General features: G+C 61.2%; 17 protein-coding genes. 15 read left to right on the top strand and 2 right to left on the bottom strand.

What is annotated here, in order from left to right:
- Positions 1-10: 10 nt before the first annotated feature.
- A complete protein-coding gene (gene fabD / locus BLW55_RS18850) occupies positions 11-952 on the bottom strand; it encodes an ACP S-malonyltransferase (RefSeq protein WP_090329800.1) in 942 nt (313 codons plus the stop codon).
- A gap of 179 nt (positions 953-1,131) precedes the next feature.
- Between fabD and BLW55_RS18845 the strand changes: the two genes are divergently transcribed.
- The 3 genes from BLW55_RS18845 to BLW55_RS18835 all read left to right on the top strand — a co-directional run bounded on the left by BLW55_RS18845 (position 1,132) and on the right by BLW55_RS18835 (position 3,231).
- A complete protein-coding gene (locus BLW55_RS18845) occupies positions 1,132-1,410 on the top strand; it encodes a hypothetical protein (protein ID WP_025030207.1) in 279 nt (92 codons plus the stop codon).
- A gap of 133 nt (positions 1,411-1,543) precedes the next feature.
- Positions 1,544-2,473 carry an ABC transporter ATP-binding protein gene (locus BLW55_RS18840; RefSeq protein WP_090329799.1) on the top strand — a complete coding sequence of 310 codons (930 nt, stop codon included), beginning with the start codon at positions 1,544-1,546 and terminating at the stop codon, positions 2,471-2,473.
- Positions 2,470-3,231, top strand: a complete 762-nt coding sequence (locus BLW55_RS18835) for an ABC transporter permease (protein ID WP_090329798.1) — start codon at positions 2,470-2,472, stop codon at positions 3,229-3,231. The genes BLW55_RS18840 and BLW55_RS18835 overlap by 4 nt, the downstream gene beginning before the upstream one ends.
- A gap of 107 nt (positions 3,232-3,338) precedes the next feature.
- On the opposite strand, the gene BLW55_RS18830 is transcribed toward BLW55_RS18835, so the two are convergent.
- On the bottom strand, positions 3,339-4,007 hold the full coding sequence (locus tag BLW55_RS18830) for a helix-turn-helix transcriptional regulator (protein ID WP_090329797.1): 669 nt from the start codon (positions 4,005-4,007) through the stop codon (positions 3,339-3,341).
- Between the two features lie 106 nt (positions 4,008-4,113).
- Here BLW55_RS18830 and BLW55_RS18825 point away from each other — a divergent pair, with 106 nt between their 5' ends.
- The 12 genes from BLW55_RS18825 to BLW55_RS18770 all read left to right on the top strand — a co-directional run bounded on the left by BLW55_RS18825 (position 4,114) and on the right by BLW55_RS18770 (position 16,218).
- Positions 4,114-4,752 carry a hypothetical protein gene (locus tag BLW55_RS18825; protein WP_090329796.1) on the top strand — a complete coding sequence of 213 codons (639 nt, stop codon included), beginning with the start codon at positions 4,114-4,116 and terminating at the stop codon, positions 4,750-4,752.
- Positions 4,753-5,002: 250 nt separating this feature from the next.
- The gene (gene rpsF / locus BLW55_RS18820; protein ID WP_025030213.1) at positions 5,003-5,434 is read left to right on the top strand and encodes a 30S ribosomal protein S6; all 432 of its coding nucleotides are present in this window, start codon (positions 5,003-5,005) and stop codon (positions 5,432-5,434) included.
- Positions 5,434-5,682: a 30S ribosomal protein S18 gene (rpsR, locus tag BLW55_RS18815; protein ID WP_002963610.1), complete on the top strand. Its 249-nt coding sequence runs from the start codon at positions 5,434-5,436 to the stop codon at positions 5,680-5,682. The genes rpsF and rpsR overlap by 1 nt, the downstream gene beginning before the upstream one ends.
- Before the next feature lie 203 nt (positions 5,683-5,885).
- The gene (gene rplI / locus BLW55_RS18810; protein ID WP_090329795.1) at positions 5,886-6,506 is read left to right on the top strand and encodes a 50S ribosomal protein L9; all 621 of its coding nucleotides are present in this window, start codon (positions 5,886-5,888) and stop codon (positions 6,504-6,506) included.
- A gap of 375 nt (positions 6,507-6,881) precedes the next feature.
- Positions 6,882-8,141 carry a cyclopropane fatty acid synthase gene (locus BLW55_RS18805; protein WP_007007703.1) on the top strand — a complete coding sequence of 420 codons (1,260 nt, stop codon included), beginning with the start codon at positions 6,882-6,884 and terminating at the stop codon, positions 8,139-8,141.
- Between the two features lie 232 nt (positions 8,142-8,373).
- The gene (locus BLW55_RS18800) at positions 8,374-9,867 is read left to right on the top strand and encodes a replicative DNA helicase (RefSeq protein ID WP_007007704.1); all 1,494 of its coding nucleotides are present in this window, start codon (positions 8,374-8,376) and stop codon (positions 9,865-9,867) included.
- A gap of 27 nt (positions 9,868-9,894) precedes the next feature.
- On the top strand, positions 9,895-11,070 hold the full coding sequence (gene alr, locus BLW55_RS18795; RefSeq protein WP_090329794.1) for an alanine racemase: 1,176 nt from the start codon (positions 9,895-9,897) through the stop codon (positions 11,068-11,070).
- Complete coding sequence (radA, locus tag BLW55_RS18790) at positions 11,070-12,458, top strand: DNA repair protein RadA (RefSeq protein ID WP_007007706.1); 1,389 nt, start codon at positions 11,070-11,072, stop codon at positions 12,456-12,458. Before alr ends, radA begins: the two co-directional genes overlap by 1 nt.
- A gap of 87 nt (positions 12,459-12,545) precedes the next feature.
- Positions 12,546-13,085 (top strand): CvpA family protein, encoded by a 540-nt coding sequence (locus tag BLW55_RS18785; protein WP_007007707.1) that lies wholly within the window; start codon positions 12,546-12,548, stop codon positions 13,083-13,085.
- A 42-nt stretch (positions 13,086-13,127) separates the two neighbouring features.
- Positions 13,128-14,603: an amidophosphoribosyltransferase gene (purF, locus tag BLW55_RS18780; RefSeq protein ID WP_007007708.1), complete on the top strand. Its 1,476-nt coding sequence runs from the start codon at positions 13,128-13,130 to the stop codon at positions 14,601-14,603.
- Positions 14,600-15,349 (top strand): SDR family NAD(P)-dependent oxidoreductase, encoded by a 750-nt coding sequence (locus BLW55_RS18775; RefSeq protein WP_090329793.1) that lies wholly within the window; start codon positions 14,600-14,602, stop codon positions 15,347-15,349. Before purF ends, BLW55_RS18775 begins: the two co-directional genes overlap by 4 nt.
- A gap of 203 nt (positions 15,350-15,552) precedes the next feature.
- Entirely contained in the window at positions 15,553-16,218 is a 666-nt protein-coding gene (locus BLW55_RS18770) for a 1-acyl-sn-glycerol-3-phosphate acyltransferase (RefSeq protein ID WP_025030128.1), read from the top strand.

Genomic DNA, 16,218 nt, shown 5'->3' with positions numbered 1-16,218 from the left:
TTTGGCGGGCTCAGCCGAGCGCCGCCATTGCCGCTTCTATATCTGCCGGTGTGTTGACCGGGACTGCGGCAAGATCGCGGTTGATGCGACGGGCGAGACCGGACAGCACCTTGCCGGAGCCGATCTCATAGAGTGTGTCCACATCATTCTCGCCGAACCAGCCGACGGTTTCGCGCCAGCGCACCCGGCCCGTGACCTGCTCGACCAGCCGTTCGGCGATCTCTTCGGGATCACTCAAAGGCGAGACGGTGACATTGGCGATCACAGGCACGGCCGGGGCCTGCTTCTTCACGTCGGCCAGCGCCTCGCGCATCGCCTCGGCCGCCGGCTGCATGAGCGCGGAATGGAAGGGGGCGGAAACCGGCAGCATGATCGCGCGCTTGGCGCCCTTTTCGGAGGCGAGCTTCGCGGCTTCTTCCACGGCGCTTTTGGCACCGGAGATCACGAGTTGTCCGCCGCCGTTGTCATTGGCGATCTGGCAGACGCCCTCCTTGCCGGCAGCGGAGCAGACCGCTTCCACGTCTGCCGCCTCGAGGCCGATGATCGCGGCCATAGCCCCTTCGCCCACCGGCACGGCAGCCTGCATGGCGTTGCCACGAATGCGCAGCAGCCGAGCTGTATCGGCCAGGGAAAATGTGCCGGCAGCGCAGAGCGCGGAGTATTCGCCAAGCGAGTGACCGGCCACGTAGGACACCTTATCCTTGAGTGAGAGACCGCCCTTTTCCATCACCCGCATCGCGGCGATGGAAACGGCCATGAGCGCAGGCTGCGCATTGGCCGTGAGTGTCAGTTCGTCCTCCGGGCCTTCCCACATGATCCTGGACAGTTTCTGCTCCAGCGCGTCATCGACCTCCTGGAACACGTCGCGCGCTTCTGGAAACGCATCGGCCAGATCGCGCCCCATGCCGACAGCCTGACTTCCCTGACCTGGAAAGGTGAAAGCGATGCTCATCGCCAAATCTCCGGTATTCGTCTTTATCGGGCGCATCTGGTGACGCAACACAACCGGCGCGTCAAGCTTTTTGGGCGTTTTCGGCATCCGACGCCCGATGACATGAAAACTCCATAATTGAAGAGAGATGTATCGCTGCTCCGCCCCATTTCCGGTGGCGTGTATGGGTATTTTCAGACATGTCTTTTGAATCAGAAGAGCCGCGACCGCAGGAAATTGCGCCTCGTCGCAGGCTGACGCTTGCGCAGGCGGTCGGCTTTGTTTCCGTAACCCTCTTTATTTCCACGGAAGTGGCCGCCGCTTCCGCCGCGGGCATCTGGGGTCTCTCCGGACTGCTGCACCTTCAACCCCTCGGCGAGGTCATTCTGACGGCGATCGTCGGCATTCCGGCGCTCTTTGCGATGGTGCGCTGCGGCCAACTCGCCTTCGCAGCGGAGACCGACCCGGAAAACAACTGACCCGGCCACGGGAAACGAAAACGTCCGGCGTGTCAGGAAATGTCAGCGAGCGAGCGAGCGCGCTGGCAAGCGGGCTGCATATTGCCTATATGTGCGCGGCCTGCCAAAGCCCCCGACATGACGGACTTTTCCCATGACGACAGCTCTTTCCATCAAAGACCTTTCAAAGACCTATGACACCGGCCTGACCGCCCTGAATTCGGTCGATCTCGACATCAAGCGCGGGGAGATACTCGCCCTGCTCGGCCCAAACGGGGCCGGTAAAACGACGATGATCTCCATCATCTGCGGCCTGGTGAAACCCACCACCGGCACGGTGACGGTGGAGGGCAACGATATTGTTCAGAACTACCGCCAGGCCCGCCAACTCATCGGTCTCGTGCCGCAGGAACTGCACACCGAAACCTTCGAGACGGTCTGGGCGACGGTGAGCTACAGCCGCGGCCTTTTCGGCAAGAAGCCGGCGCCGGCGCTGGTCGAGCAGATCCTGCGCGACCTCTCGCTCTATGACAAGAAAGACAGCCAGATCATGGCGCTCTCGGGCGGCATGAAACGGCGCGTGATGATCGCCAAGGCTCTCGCACATGAGCCGCGCATCCTGTTCCTTGACGAGCCGACGGCAGGCGTCGACGTGGAGCTGCGCAAGGATATGTGGCGGCTGGTCAAGCGCCTGCGCGACACCGGCGTCACCATCATACTGACCACGCATTATATCGAAGAGGCGGAAGAGATCGCCGACCGCGTGGGCGTCATCAACAGGGGCCGGCTGCTCCTGGTCGAGGAAAAGGCCGAGTTGATGCGCAAACTCGGACAGAAGCAGCTTACGCTCGACCTGCAGAAGCCGCTGGAGCATCTGCCGGACCAGCTTTCCGAATATGACCTGGAGCTCGCCGATGGCGGCGAGCGGGTCATTTATCACTATGACACACAGGCGAAGCGAACGGGCATTGCGTCCCTGCTTTCAGCGCTGAGCGAAGCCGGGATCATCGTCAAGGATCTCGACACGGAACAACGCTCGCTCGAAGACATTTTCGTGAGCCTCGTGGTGGAGGAAAACCAGTGAATTTCGAAGCCGTCAAATCCATCTATCTCTTCGAGATGGCGCGCATGAAACGCACGCTTCTGCAAAGCGTGATTTCGCCCGTGCTCTCCACCTCGCTTTATTTCATTGTCTTCGGCGCGGCCATCGGCTCGCGCATCGAGGAGATTGACGGCGTCCAGTATGGCGCCTTCATCGTTCCCGGGCTGATGATGCTGACGCTGTTGCAGAATTCCATCTCCAACGCATCGTTCGGCATCTATTTTCCAAAGTTCATCGGCACGATTTACGAGGTGCTTTCGGCACCGATCTCCTTTTTCGAGATTGTGCTTGGCTATGTGGGGGCAGCGGCAACCAAGTCGCTGATCCTTGGCCTGATCATCCTGGCAACGGCGCATCTCTTCGTCCCCATAGAGATAAGACATCCTTTCTGGATGCTGTTCTTCCTGGTGATGACGGCGGTCACCTTCAGCCTGTTCGGCTTCATCATCGGCATCTGGGCCGACAATTTTGAAAAGCTTCAGCTGATACCGCTGCTGGTGATCACACCGCTCGTCTTCCTTGGCGGCTCGTTCTACTCCATCGAGATGCTGCCGGAATTCTGGCAGAAGGTGACGCTTGCCAACCCGGTGCTCTACCTCATCAGCGGCTTCCGCTGGAGCTTCTATGAGACTGCGGATGTGGGGATCGGCGTGAGTATCGCCATGATCACCTTCTTCCTTGTCCTATGCCTCAGCGCCATCTGGTGGATTTTCAAGACCGGTTACAAGCTCAAGACGTGAACGCTAAAGCGCATCGCGATCTTTCAGATTCGCTCTGTGCGCTTTAGGTTCTTGATTTGACGCATGTCTTTGTCCCGAAACCGGTGCCCACTTTCGGAAGACATGCGTTAACGCAGGGTCTTCAAGTAGTCCTTGAACTCCCTGCCAGCCTCTGGCGCAAAGCGGTCGCCGGTTTCGGCGACCGTCACCAGCCGATCGATGCGAAAGTTGCGAAAGTCGTCGCGCTCCTCGCACCAGGCCGTCAAAAGCCAGACATTGTCGAATGCGGTCAGTCCCAACGAGCGGACCCTGCGCGTGCTCTGCCTCTCCTTCAGGTCGAGATAGACGATTTCAAGACGCCGGCGCCCACGTACCGCACGGCGAAGAGCAGCCAGATGGCGCTGTGCATCCGACGCCCTTGAATATGCGATCATGTCCCCTTGCCGCACACGCCCATGCTGGCCGTCGGGTGCTATTGCATCAACCTTTGCGGCCACGCGGGCGGCGGCCTGCTTCAGATCGCCATCGCCGCGCGCTGAAATCAACTGCATGCCAAGCGTGATCGCGTCGAGTTCATCGGCGTCGAAGTGCAGGGGAGGAAGGAAGTAGCCGCGCTCGATCTGATAGCCAACACCGCCCTCGCCCCGGATCGGAGCTCCCATGGACTGAAGCGTGGCGATGTCGCGGTAGACAGTGCGGACCGAAACGCCCAGCGTTTCTGCCAGTTGGGCGGCGCTGACCGGCTGGCGGTGCATTCGCAACTGTTCAAGCAATCCGAAAAGTCGTGATGCGCGCATGCTCCACCCTGACAGAAACTGTCAATCCTTCGGGATAGCTACGGCACGTCGGCCTGTTCGGCAAGCCCGACCGCAGCCGCTGCCCCTATCAAGAGGAAAACAGTCAATGTTGAGAAAATCCGAAGGCCCTGTGAGGGTGATGGGCTTTGCCCGATACCACAAGCGCGCGGACGTGGAAACGGCCCGCCTGATCGACGCCGCCCTTGCCTGGCAGGAAACCTTTCTGCGCCCGATGGACGGCATCCTCTTTCATGCGTTTCTCGGCAATCTGAACGGCGGTTTTGCCGACATCATTCTGGCCCGTGACGACCAGAGCTTCGAGGGGATGCTTAAAGCCTATGACGACGCAGAAAGCGCGAAGACGTTCATGGCATTGCTGGAGCCCGGCACCGTCCGGCTGTCGCGCAACCAGATACTCAAGCAGATCGCATCCCCGCCAGACGCGTTTTCCTGCGTTGAATTCGGAACCTTCAAGATCGCTGACGGCAGCAATGCGGGTGAGCAGGACGTGCTTGCGATTTCGGAACGGATCGAAAGCGAATATCTCGACCAATCAGACAATACGAAGCTTCATTACATCGGGCGAGATGCGGAAAACCGCTTTTGCGAGGTCACTTTCGGACGTTCGCTGGGCGAAGCAAAACGCATGTGCGAGGGCTATGTCGGACACCCGGTCTGCCAGCCGCTGCTCGATCTGTGCGACCCCACCAGCCTGGACCTTGATTTCTGGTACCTGCTCGCCTGAAACCGCCGCCTTGCATCTTCACTGAAAACCTGTATAAGCGCGCGATCTGCCGGTCTCAGCTGGGGGCTGAACGGAGGGCCGTGCGCTTTTCCCGATATCGGGAAGTGTGCGTTGTGAAGACAGGTTCTTCCGCCTCCCGTGTCTCCGCTCTCGACCGTCCAACGCGCTTTTCTTCGGCCCCTCGGGGACAAGACTAGTCGCAGAGGCTTAGCCGCTGGGCCGGTGGATGGAAACGAAGAAAGGCAAGACAATGGCACTTTACGAACACGTGTTCCTTGCCCGGCAGGATCTCTCGCAGCAGCAGATCGATGCCCTTGTTGAACAGTACAAGGGTGTGATCGAAGCTGGCGGCGGCTCCGTTGGCCGGGTTGAAAACTGGGGACAGAAGTCTCTCGCCTACCGGATCAAGAAGAACCGCAAGGCCTATTTCACGCTCATGGACATCGACGCTCCGGCTGCGGCCGTGAAGGAAGTCGAGCGCCAGATGGGCCTGTCGGAAGACGTTCTGCGCTTCATGACGGTTCGCGTCGACGCGCATGAGGAAGGCCCTTCCGCGATGATGCAGCGCCGCGACGACCGTGGCCCGCGCCGTGACGACCGTGGCCCGCGTGGCCCGCGCCGTGACGATCGAGGCCCGCGCCGCGACCATGACCGCGACAGCAACAAGGAAGGCTCCGAATAATGGTCGACATCAATCAGATCCCGACGCGGCGTCCTTTCCACCGTCGCCGCAAGACCTGCCCGTTCTCCGGCGCCAATGCACCGAAGATCGACTACAAGGACGTGAAGCTCCTGCAGCGCTATATTTCCGAGCGCGGCAAGATCGTCCCCTCCCGCATCACGGCGGTGAGCCAGAAGAAGCAGCGCGAGCTGGCCAAGGCCATCAAGCGCGCCCGTTTCCTGGGCCTTCTGCCCTACGTGGTGAAGTAAGACTTTCGGCGCGGGCGGTTTTCCGCCCGCCCCCTCCCCGCGGCGGGCGCGGATGAGGCTTTTCAAATCCCGAGTTGGGGCGGATGCCCCTAACTGCCGCCATGGGCAGGACAGCGACTTTCATGCCGCACCTCGGCAATTCCGTTTCTGACCTGCCTTTATGAAATTCCGGCGCATGGCGCCGATGACAAAGGACAGAAACGATGGACGTTATTCTCCTTGAGCGTATCACCAAGCTCGGCCAGATGGGCGACGTGGTGAAGGTCAAAGACGGCTACGCACGCAACTTCCTCCTGCCCAAGGGCAAGGCTCTGCGCGCGAACGAAGCCAACCGCAAGAAGTTCGAGAGCCAGCGTGTCGAACTTGAAGCACGCAATCTGGAACAGAAGAAGGAAGCCGAGGCCGTTGCAGAGAAGCTCGACGGCAAGTCCTTCGTCGTCGTTCGCTCCGCCGCCGAGACCGGTCAGCTCTACGGTTCGGTCGCCACGCGCGATATTGTTGAGATTCTGGCCGATGAAGGCTTCAAGATCGGCCGCAGCCAGGTCGAGCTCAACCAGCCGATCAAGACCATTGGCCTGATCAATGTCGCCATCGCGCTTCACCCGGAAGTCGAGGTCACCGTGACGCTCAACGTTGCGCGTTCGAGCGACGAGGCCGAGCGCCAGGCACGCGGCGAGACGCTGGATTCGGCGGAAGCCATTTACGGTGAGGACATCAACGACAGCGCGCGTCCGGACGAGTTCTTCGATCCGGAAGCCGAGTACGAGGATGTCGAAGCAGCCTCCGACGAGACGGCTGCCGAAGAGACCGACGAGAACGCGTAATTCACGTGCAACCTGGTTCCGACCGCCTCAGCGCTTCAAGGAACCGCTGAGGCGGTCCGGAACCAGCCATCTGTTTTCAAGCAGTTCCGAAGGGAAATCCGGTTTCCACTCTTCCTGGAATTGCTCTCAAAGCCGGGCACACGCCCGGCTTTTTTGGTTGCCGACCGTAGCACCATCAATTGTTTTGATGGTGACATTCATACTTTGAATATCTTGGGCAAAGAGCCCGAATTTCCGTGCTTCCGCGAGATCACAATGGCAAGAAGCGGCAAGAGTATTCATCCGGCTAACGGCCAATGAAGGTCTGGCCCCTTTTCAACCATCGCAGAATTGTTTCATACTTACAGCCTCCCGAGACTTTTTGGGGGTTATGCGATGAACTGGTTGCTCGAAAGATTCGTTTCTCGCCTCGTCCGCAAAGGGAAGCTTTCCATCACCAATGCGGCAGGGAAACTGCGTGTTTTCGGCGATGGGAGCGGCGATCCGGTCCATATTGTCATTCACACGGCGGCTGCAGAACGCGCCATCGCGATCGATCCGATGCTGGCGGTGCCGGAGCGCTATATGGATGGCGAGATCGACATCGTGGAAGGGGACCTTCTCTCCTTCCTTCAGCTCGTGTACTCCAACATGGACGAAACAGGCTCGCAGCTCTTTCTCGTCAAGCTGGGAGAGGCGCTGCGTCATCCCTTCCGCCGTCTGCAGCAATGGAACACGGCTGCGCGCGCCAAGCGAAACGTCCACCGTCACTACGATCTCTCGGAAGAGCTTTATCGTCTCTTCCTCGATGAGGACATGCAGTACTCCTGTGCCTATTTCGAAACACCCGAGGTCTCGCTCGAGGAAGCACAGAGGGCCAAGAAACGCCATATCATGGCGAAGCTGGCGCTGGAGCGGGGACAGAAGGTGCTGGACATCGGCTGCGGCTGGGGCGGACTGGGCCTCGATATTGCACGCCAGTTCGACGCCGATGTGCTCGGGGTCACTCTGTCCGAAGAACAGCACCGGGTGGCCAGCAGCCGCGCGCGTGAACAGAAGCTCTCAAACAGGGCGCGGTTCGAAATTGTCGACTATCGCTCGCTCAAGGGGCCGTTTGACCGAATCGTGTCGGTCGGCATGTTCGAGCATGTGGGCATCAACCACTATCGCACCTTCTTCGACCAGAGCGCCCGTCTTCTCGCAGATGACGGCGTGATGCTTTTGCACACGATCGGGCGCTCCGCGCCGCCTGCGGCAACGAACGCGTTCATTCGCAAATACATCTTCCCCGGCGGCTATATTCCGGCGCTGTCGGAGGTGATGCCGGCGATCGAACGGTCCGGTCTGATCGTTACCGATGTGGAAATCCTCCGCCTGCACTATGCCGAAACCCTGAAGCACTGGCAGGCACGGTTTCAGAAGAACCGCGCCAGGGCGGTGGAGATCTACGACGAGCGTTTCGCCCGCATGTGGGAGTTCTACCTGGCCGGCTCGGAAGCATCGTTCCGATGGCAGGAGATGGTGGTCTTCCAGATTCAACTCACCAAGAAGCGTGAAACCCTGCCCGTGACCCGAACCTATATCGGCGAAACCGAGAAGCAGCTCGCCGATGCGGATGGCAAGGGCTCCGGAAAATTCACGCAGGCGGCCGAATAGACGTATAATCGTTCCCCAATGCGATTCGACCGCTGCGGCTTAGCAATCACGGTCAAGCTTATCCTGAGAGTTGCCCACAACTGCGGCACGCGACTGTGAATCGCGGTCACATACCATCTCCGCGCTTTCACCTTTTCCGAAGAGAAGGTACGAAAGTAGCTGGGGGTGCCGGGACGTTCATGTCTTTCGTTTGTCCGGGCGCGAATGACAGAGAAACACCGGAACAAAAATGATGGCAGAGGCGGCAGTCCGCAAACTTGAAACGGCGGAAACCCAGCTTTATCGGGAAGCACCAAACAATATCGAAGCAGAGCAGGCGCTGCTCGGCGCCATTCTGGTGAATAACGATGCGCTTTACCGCGTGTCTGATTTCCTGAAGCCGGTTCATTTTTACGAGCCCCTGCACCGCAAGATTTTCGAAGTTGCGGGCGAGCTCATCCGCATGGGCAAAACAGCCAACCCCGTCACGATCAAGACGTTTCTGCCCGCCGAAGAAAAGGTCGGCGAACTGACTGTTGCGCAATATCTGGCGCGCCTTGCGGCTGAAGCGGTCACCATCATCAATGCCGCCGACTATGGCCGTGCGATCTACGATCTTGCTATCCGCCGCGCACTGATCACGGTCGGCGAGGACATGGTCAACATCGCCTATGACGCGCCGGTGGACATGGCCCCGAACAAGCAGATCGAAGACGCGGAGCGGCGTCTTTTCGAACTGGCGGAAACCGGGCGCTATGATGGCGGGTTCGAGAGTTTTGGCGATGCCACCAAGATTGCCGTCGACATGGCGAATGCCGCCTTCATGCGCGACGGGCATCTCTCGGGAATTTCCACGGGTCTGCGCGACCTCGATGGGCGCATGGGCGGGCTCCAGTCCTCCGACCTGATCATCCTTGCCGGCCGCCCGGCCATGGGCAAGACCTCGCTCGTTACCAACATCGCTTTCAACATTGCAGCCGCCTATGAGCCGGCACAGCAGGCAGACGGCTCCTTTGCGGCCGCGAATGGCGGAGTGGTCGGCTTCTTTTCGCTGGAAATGTCGTCGGAGCAGCTCGCCACCCGTATCATTTCCGAGCAGACCGAAATCCCTTCCTCCAAGATTCGCCGCGGTGAGATCACGGAAACCGATTTCGAAAAGCTGGTGGCCTGTGCGCAGACGATGCAGAAGATTCCGCTCTTCATCGACCAGACAGGCGGCATCTCTATCGCCCAGCTTGCCGCCCGTGCCCGCCGCCTGAAGCGCCAGCGCGGCCTCGATGTCATCATCATCGACTACGTACAGCTCATGCAGGGCTCGTCCGCCAAGTCTGCGCAGAACCGCGTGCAGGAGATCACCGAGATCACCACCGGCCTCAAGGCGCTCGCCAAAGAACTTTCGGTGCCGATCATCGCACTGTCGCAGCTCTCGCGCCAGGTTGAGTCACGCGACGACAAGCGCCCGCAGCTTGCCGACCTGCGCGAATCGGGTTCCATCGAGCAGGACGCCGACGTTGTGCTTTTCGTCTATCGTGACGAGTACTATCTGAAGAACAAGGAGCCGAAACCCGGTACCGAGGAGTATCTTCAGTGGGAAGCCGAGATGAACGAAGTGCGCGGCAAGGCCGAAGTGATCATTGCCAAGCAGCGTCACGGCCCGACAGGCACCGTACAGCTTGCCTTCCAGGGCGAATTCACACGCTTCTCGGACCTTGCCGAAGAGGACCGTATGCCCGAGCGTTTCGAGTAACAGCACCTCTGCACAGGGATTAGCGCCATGACCCGTAACAACCCGCATTTGCGCGGCGCCGATCCCCGCGTGGCCGGGGGACGGCTGACGGTCGACCTCGACGCGGTGGCTGCCAATTACAGGTTCCTTGCCGAACAATCGACACCGGCCGAAGCCGCCGCCGTGGTGAAAGCCGACGCTTATGGGCTCGGCACCGGTCCGGTTGTCGAGGCGCTGGTTGCCGAAGGATGCCGCAAATTCTTCGTTGCCCTCCCCGAAGAGGGGCTTGCCGTTCGCAGGGCCGCTCCCGAAGCCGACATCTACGTCTTCAATGGTCTTTTCAGCTCTGAGGCGGCCTCCTTCTACCGCGAAGGGCGCCTTCTGCCGGTTTTGAACTCGCAATCGGACCTCGCCATCTGGGAAGCCCATGGCTGGGACGACGAAGACACGCCACGCCCATGCGCGCTGCATCTCGAAACCGGCATGAACCGGCTCGGGCTCAGCCCCGAACGCGCCCGCATCCTGGCGCAGGAGAACGCGCTGACCGGGGCTCTGTCGCCGAGGCTGATCCTCAGCCATCTGGCCTGCGCCGACACGCCCGAGCATCCGATGAACCGGCAACAACTCGAATCATTTCAGGAACTTTGCGAGCTTTTTCCAGATGCTGAATCAAGTCTGGCGAACTCCGCGGGCATCTTTCTGGGTGGCGAGTTCCTGTGCGATGTGACGCGCCCCGGCGTGGCGCTTTACGGTAGCAATCCCGTAAACGGCACCGATAACCCCATGCGCCCTGTGGCAAGCGTGCATTCGCGCATCGCGCAACTGCGCCATGTGCCGGCCGGCGGCACCGTCAGCTATGGGGCGACCCCGCTCGACCGGGACACACTCGTTGCCGTAACCGCCACGGGCTATGCAGACGGTTACCATCGCTCCGGCTCCGGTGCCGGCGTGCCGCTGCGCGCTGCCGTGCCTGAAGGCGCATTCGGTTTCATCGAGGGACAGCGCGTGCCCGTGCTCGGCCGCGTCACCATGGACCTGACGCTTTTCGATGTGACCGACCTTGGACCAGACGCCCTGCAGGTGGGCGATTTCATCGAGCTCATGGGCCCCAACCTCCCGGTGGACGAGCTGGCTGCAGCCTGCGGCACGATCTCCTACGAGCTTCTGACCGCGCTGGGGCATCGTTTCGAGCGCCATTATGTGCGCGGCGGGGACCGCATCTGATGGCCCGCGCGCGCGTTCAGTTCATCTGTCAGAACTGCGGCACGGTGCACGCGCGCTGGGCCGGCAAGTGCGATGGCTGCGGCGCCTGGAACACGCTGGTGGAGGAAGGCACCTCCAGCGGGATCGGTTCCGGGCCCCAGGCGGCCTCGCGCAAGGCCCGCAAGGGGCGTGCGGTGGCGCTGACCACGCTTTCGGGTGACATCGAGGACGCGCCGCGAATCACCACCGGCATTGGCGAGCTCGACCGGGTTACGGGTGGCGGCTTCGTGCGCGGCTCGGCGCTACTCGTGGGCGGCGATCCGGGCATCGGCAAGTCCACCCTGCTCACCCAGGCTGCGGCCGCCCTTGCCGCGCGCGGCCACCGCATCGTCTACGTATCGGGCGAAGAGGCGGTGGCGCAGATCCGCCTGCGCGCGCAGCGCCTGGATGTGGCGCAGCAGCCGGTGGAACTGGCAGCCGAGACCAATGTCGAGGATATTCTGGCGACTATCGAGGACGGCAAGCGCCCCGATCTCGTCATTCTGGATTCCATCCAGACGCTGTGGACCGACATGGCCGAATCCGCGCCCGGCACAGTGACGCAGGTGCGCGCGTCGGCGCAGGCCATGATCCGCTATGCGAAATCGACCGGCGCCGCGGTGGTTCTGGTCGGTCACGTGACCAAGGAAGGCCAGATCGCCGGCCCCCGCGTGGTGGAGCACATGGTGGATGGGGTTCTCTATTTCGAAGGTGAAGGCGGGCACCACTACCGCATCCTGCGCACGGTGAAGAACCGCTTCGGCCCGACCGACGAGATCGGCGTGTTCGAAATGGGCGACAGGGGCCTGCGCGAGGTCTCCAACCCGTCGGAGCTGTTTCTGGGCGAGCGCAGCGCGGCAGCGCCCGGTGCCGCCGTCTTCGCCGGTATGGAGGGCACACGACCGGTTCTTGTGGAAATCCAGGCGCTTGTTGCCCCCTCGCCGCTCGGCACACCGCGCCGCGCCGTGGTGGGATGGGATTCTGCCAGACTTTCCATGGTTTTGGCCGTTCTGGAAGCCCATTGCGGGGTGCGTTTTGCAACCCATGACGTGTATCTGAACGTGGCCGGCGGCTACCGAATTTCGGAGCCGGCAGCCGACCTTGCGGTGGCCGCAGCACTCGTCTCATCACTCACCGGGCTTGCCCTGCCCGCCGATTGCGTCTATTTCGGCGAAATCAGCCTTTCGGGCGCTGTCAGACCCGTTGCGCATGCAGCGAGCCGTCTCAAGGAAGCCGAAAAGCTCGGCTTCGCCCAAGCGGTCATGCCGCCGGGCAATGAAGACGGTTCGGGTGCGATCGCATCGCGGGCGGCGCGCCCCGAAGCGCTGGCCGAACTGGTGGCCCGGATCGCGGGCGCCAAGGCGGCCTGAATAAATCGATTGGCGGCACAGTGGCCCGGAAGATAAAGAACATGACCTTGCGGGGGCATCCTAACTGCCAAAGGAGTAGGGGTGACAATGCCAATCACGTTGCTTGACGGAATTCTTGTCGGCTTCACGCTCGTTTCGGCCATGCTGGCCATGGTGCGCGGTTTCTCGCGCGAGGTGCTGTCGATCGCTTCGTGGGCGGCGGCTGCGGTGGCGGCCTATTATTTTCATCCACTGGTTCTGCCCTATGTGAAGCCCTATATCAGCAATGACATGCTGGCCCTGGCCGTTGCGGCGGCAGCCGTCTTCCTCGTGGCGCTGATCGTGGTGACGATCATCACGATGAAGATCGCGGATTTCATCATCGATTCGCGCATTGGCGCGCTCGACCGCACACTTGGCTTCCTCTACGGTGCCGCACGCGGTATTCTGGTGGTGGCGGTTGCGCTTCTGTTTCTCAACTGGCTGATGGGTGCGAACCCGCCGAGCTGGGTTGCGGAAGCCAAATCCCGGCCATTGCTGGATGGCGTGGGTCAGTGGATCCAGGCCATGCTTCCGGACGATCCGGACAATACGGTTTTCGATCGCCTCACCAATGGCGCATCCGGCGAGGGCGAAACCGCAAACTGACGGTCGCGGGCCGTCTGTGTCACAATGAAAGGGCGGCCAGAAATGGCACTGGAAGACAATTTGCCTCTCGCAGGCGAAGCGGACGACCATTTTCACGATGAATGCGGCGTGTTCGGCATTTTCGGACGCAGTGACGCCGCAGCCATCGTAACGCTTGGCCTGCACGCCTTGCAGCACCGCGGACAGGAAGCGGCCGGCATCGTCTCCTTCGACGGCACCCAGTTCCATGTGGAGCGCCATATCGGCCTGATCGGCGATACGTTTACCAAACAGTCGGTCCTGGACCGCCTGAGCGGCAGCCGCGCCATCGGCCATACGCGCTATGCAACGACCGGCGGCTCGGGCCTGCGCAACGTCCAGCCCTTCTTTGCCGAATTGTCGGACGGCGGTCTTGCCATCGCCCACAATGGCAACATCACCAATGCCATGACCGTGCAGCGCAAGCTGCAGAAGGAAGGGGCGATCTTCTCGTCCACCTCCGATACGGAGACGGTCCTGCACCTTGTCGCCACCAGCAAGGAACGCGACACCAATACGCGCTTCATTGAGGCGGTGCGGCAGATCGAGGGTGCCTTCTCGATTGTCGCTCTTACCTCGAAAAAGATGATCGGATGCCGCGATCCGCTGGGCATCCGCCCGCTGGTTCTGGGCGATCTCGACGGCGCGTACATCCTGGCCTCGGAGACCTGCGCGCTCGACATCATCGGCGCCCGCTTCGTGCGTGATTTGAAGCCGGGCGAGATGGTGGTCGTGACCGAAAAGGGCATCGAGAGTTTCTTCCCCTTTGAAAACAAGGAGAAGCCGCGCTTCTGCATCTTCGAGTATGTCTATTTCGCGCGGCCGGATTCCCTGGTCGAGGGACGCAATGTCTACGACGTGCGCAAGGAAATCGGCGCGGAGCTGGCGCGTGAAATGCCGGTGGAGGCCGATATTGTCGTGCCGGTGCCGGATTCAGGAACACCTGCCGCCATCGGTTATGCGCAGGCAGCCGGCCTTCCCTTCGAACTCGGCATCATCCGCAACCACTATGTCGGACGCACCTTCATTCAGCCGACCGATTCCATCCGCCATATGGGCGTGAAACTGAAGCACAATGCAAACCGCCGATGCATCGAGGGTAAGCGGGTTGTGCTGGTGGATGATTCCATCGTGCGCGGTACCACGAGCCAGAAGATCGTGCAGATGGTGCGCGATGCTGGCGCGGCCGAAGTGCACATGCGCATCGCATCGCCGCCCACGCGTTCGCCCTGCTTCTACGGCGTCGACACGCCGGAAGCGGCCAAACTTCTCGCCTCGCGCATGTCTGTCGAGGAGATGGCCGACTTCATCCGGGTCGATTCGCTTGCCTTCCTGACCATTGACGGGCTCTACCGCGCGGTCGGAGAGGCAGCACGCAATGCCGAGCAGCCGCAATATTGCGATGCCTGCTTCACCAAGGACTACCCCACGCGGTTGACCGATCACGACAGCACAGACAATGTGCGCACGCTTTCCCTTCTCGCAGCAGGCGGTCAATGACAGACACAAAACCAGACTTGAAAGGCCGGCTGGCTCTCGTCACCGGCGCATCCCGCGGCATCGGCTATTTTCTGGCAAAAGAGCTTGCAGCCTGCGGCGCGCATGTCATCGCCGTGGCGCGGACTGTCGGCGGTCTTGAAGAGCTCGACGACGAGATCAAGACTGCGGGCGGCGAAGCCACGCTCGTTCCGCTCGACCTGACCGACATGGCCGGTATCGACCGGATTGGCGGCGCCATTCACGAGCGCTGGGGCAAGCTGGACATCATGGTCGCTAATGCGGGCATTCTCGGCGTGATCGCGCCGCTTGGCCATGTGGAGGCGAAGGTCTTCGAAAAGGTCATGAACATCAACGTCACCGGCACATGGCGGCTGATCCGGACGGTGGACCCGCTGCTGCGCGCTTCGGACGCGGGGCGTGCGATCGTCATGTCCTCTGGGGCGGCACACTCCGCACGGGCATTCTGGGGGCCCTATGCGGCCTCCAAGGCGGCTGTCGAGGCGATGGCGCGCTCCTGGGCCGACGAAACCAAGAACATGCCGCTGCGGGTCAACTCGGTAAACCCGGGCGCGACCCGCACAGCCATGCGCGCGCAGGCCATGCCGGGCGAAGATCCCGAGACGTTGCCGCATCCTTCTGAAGTGGCAGCCAAAATCCTGCCGCTTGCGAGCCCGGAATTGACGGAAACAGGCCTGATCTTCGACGTAAAGAAAAATCATTTTACACGTTACCAGATGCCCCAGTGAGGCGGACACAGGCTCGGTTTCAGACCAGACTTCGCGATTGACCTGCCGGACGCTTTCGTTACCTTTCCACGCGGCAGCGGACGAAGACGCCGCGCCGAAAGGGGCTGCGGAAGGGACAGCGTTCGATACGCAATTGACCCGAACGTAGACATTGATGCCGGACTTTGCCGACAGGTGAAGAACCGGCGACTGGGAGATGCGGCATGATACTGATCATCGAATTCGTGCTGCTTGTCCTGGCGGTCTGGGCCGTCATGGCAGGCATCGTCCAGTATCGGCGCGGCGTCAGCTTTCATCAGGCAGCCCTGCACGCGCCGCTAAAGCTTCTGTTTCGCATAAGCGACCGTGAGGTCGATGCGGCGCGAAAGGCCGACACACCGGTTATCTACGCCGTGTGGCATCAATCCGGTCTCGACCCGGCGACGATGCTTGCTCTTCTGCCCGACGACACGCTGCACATTCTCGATGAAGCATCGGCAAAGTCGCCCTTTCTCGAACCCTGGCGCGCGCTCGCGCGGACAATCGCCTTCAACGCACACCATGTTTTTGTCAGCCGCCGGCTGGTGCGCCGCCTCAGAGGCAATGGCCGGCTTGCCGTCTATATGCCCGACGACACCGAACCGGACACCAAGGCATTTCGCCTGTTTCGTGCCGTCGCGCGCATTGCGCTCAAGGCAGAGGCACATGTGGTCCCTGTTTATATGGAACGGCGCGGGTTCGTGCCCGCGCGCCACGTACGCACCCTGCCCCCGATGACAATCGAGGCATTGATTGCGCGCTCGGGCCGGGAAGACATGCGGGCTTCCGAAGCCCTGTTTGGACGGATGATCGAGGTGCGTGGCGCACCGGCTCCGACGAACGAGACCTGA

It is taken from the genome of Nitratireductor aquibiodomus, assembly GCF_900105565.1.
GTDB lineage: Bacteria > Pseudomonadota > Alphaproteobacteria > Rhizobiales > Rhizobiaceae > Nitratireductor > Nitratireductor aquibiodomus.
This window is presented reverse-complemented; position numbering and strand designations above follow the sequence as displayed.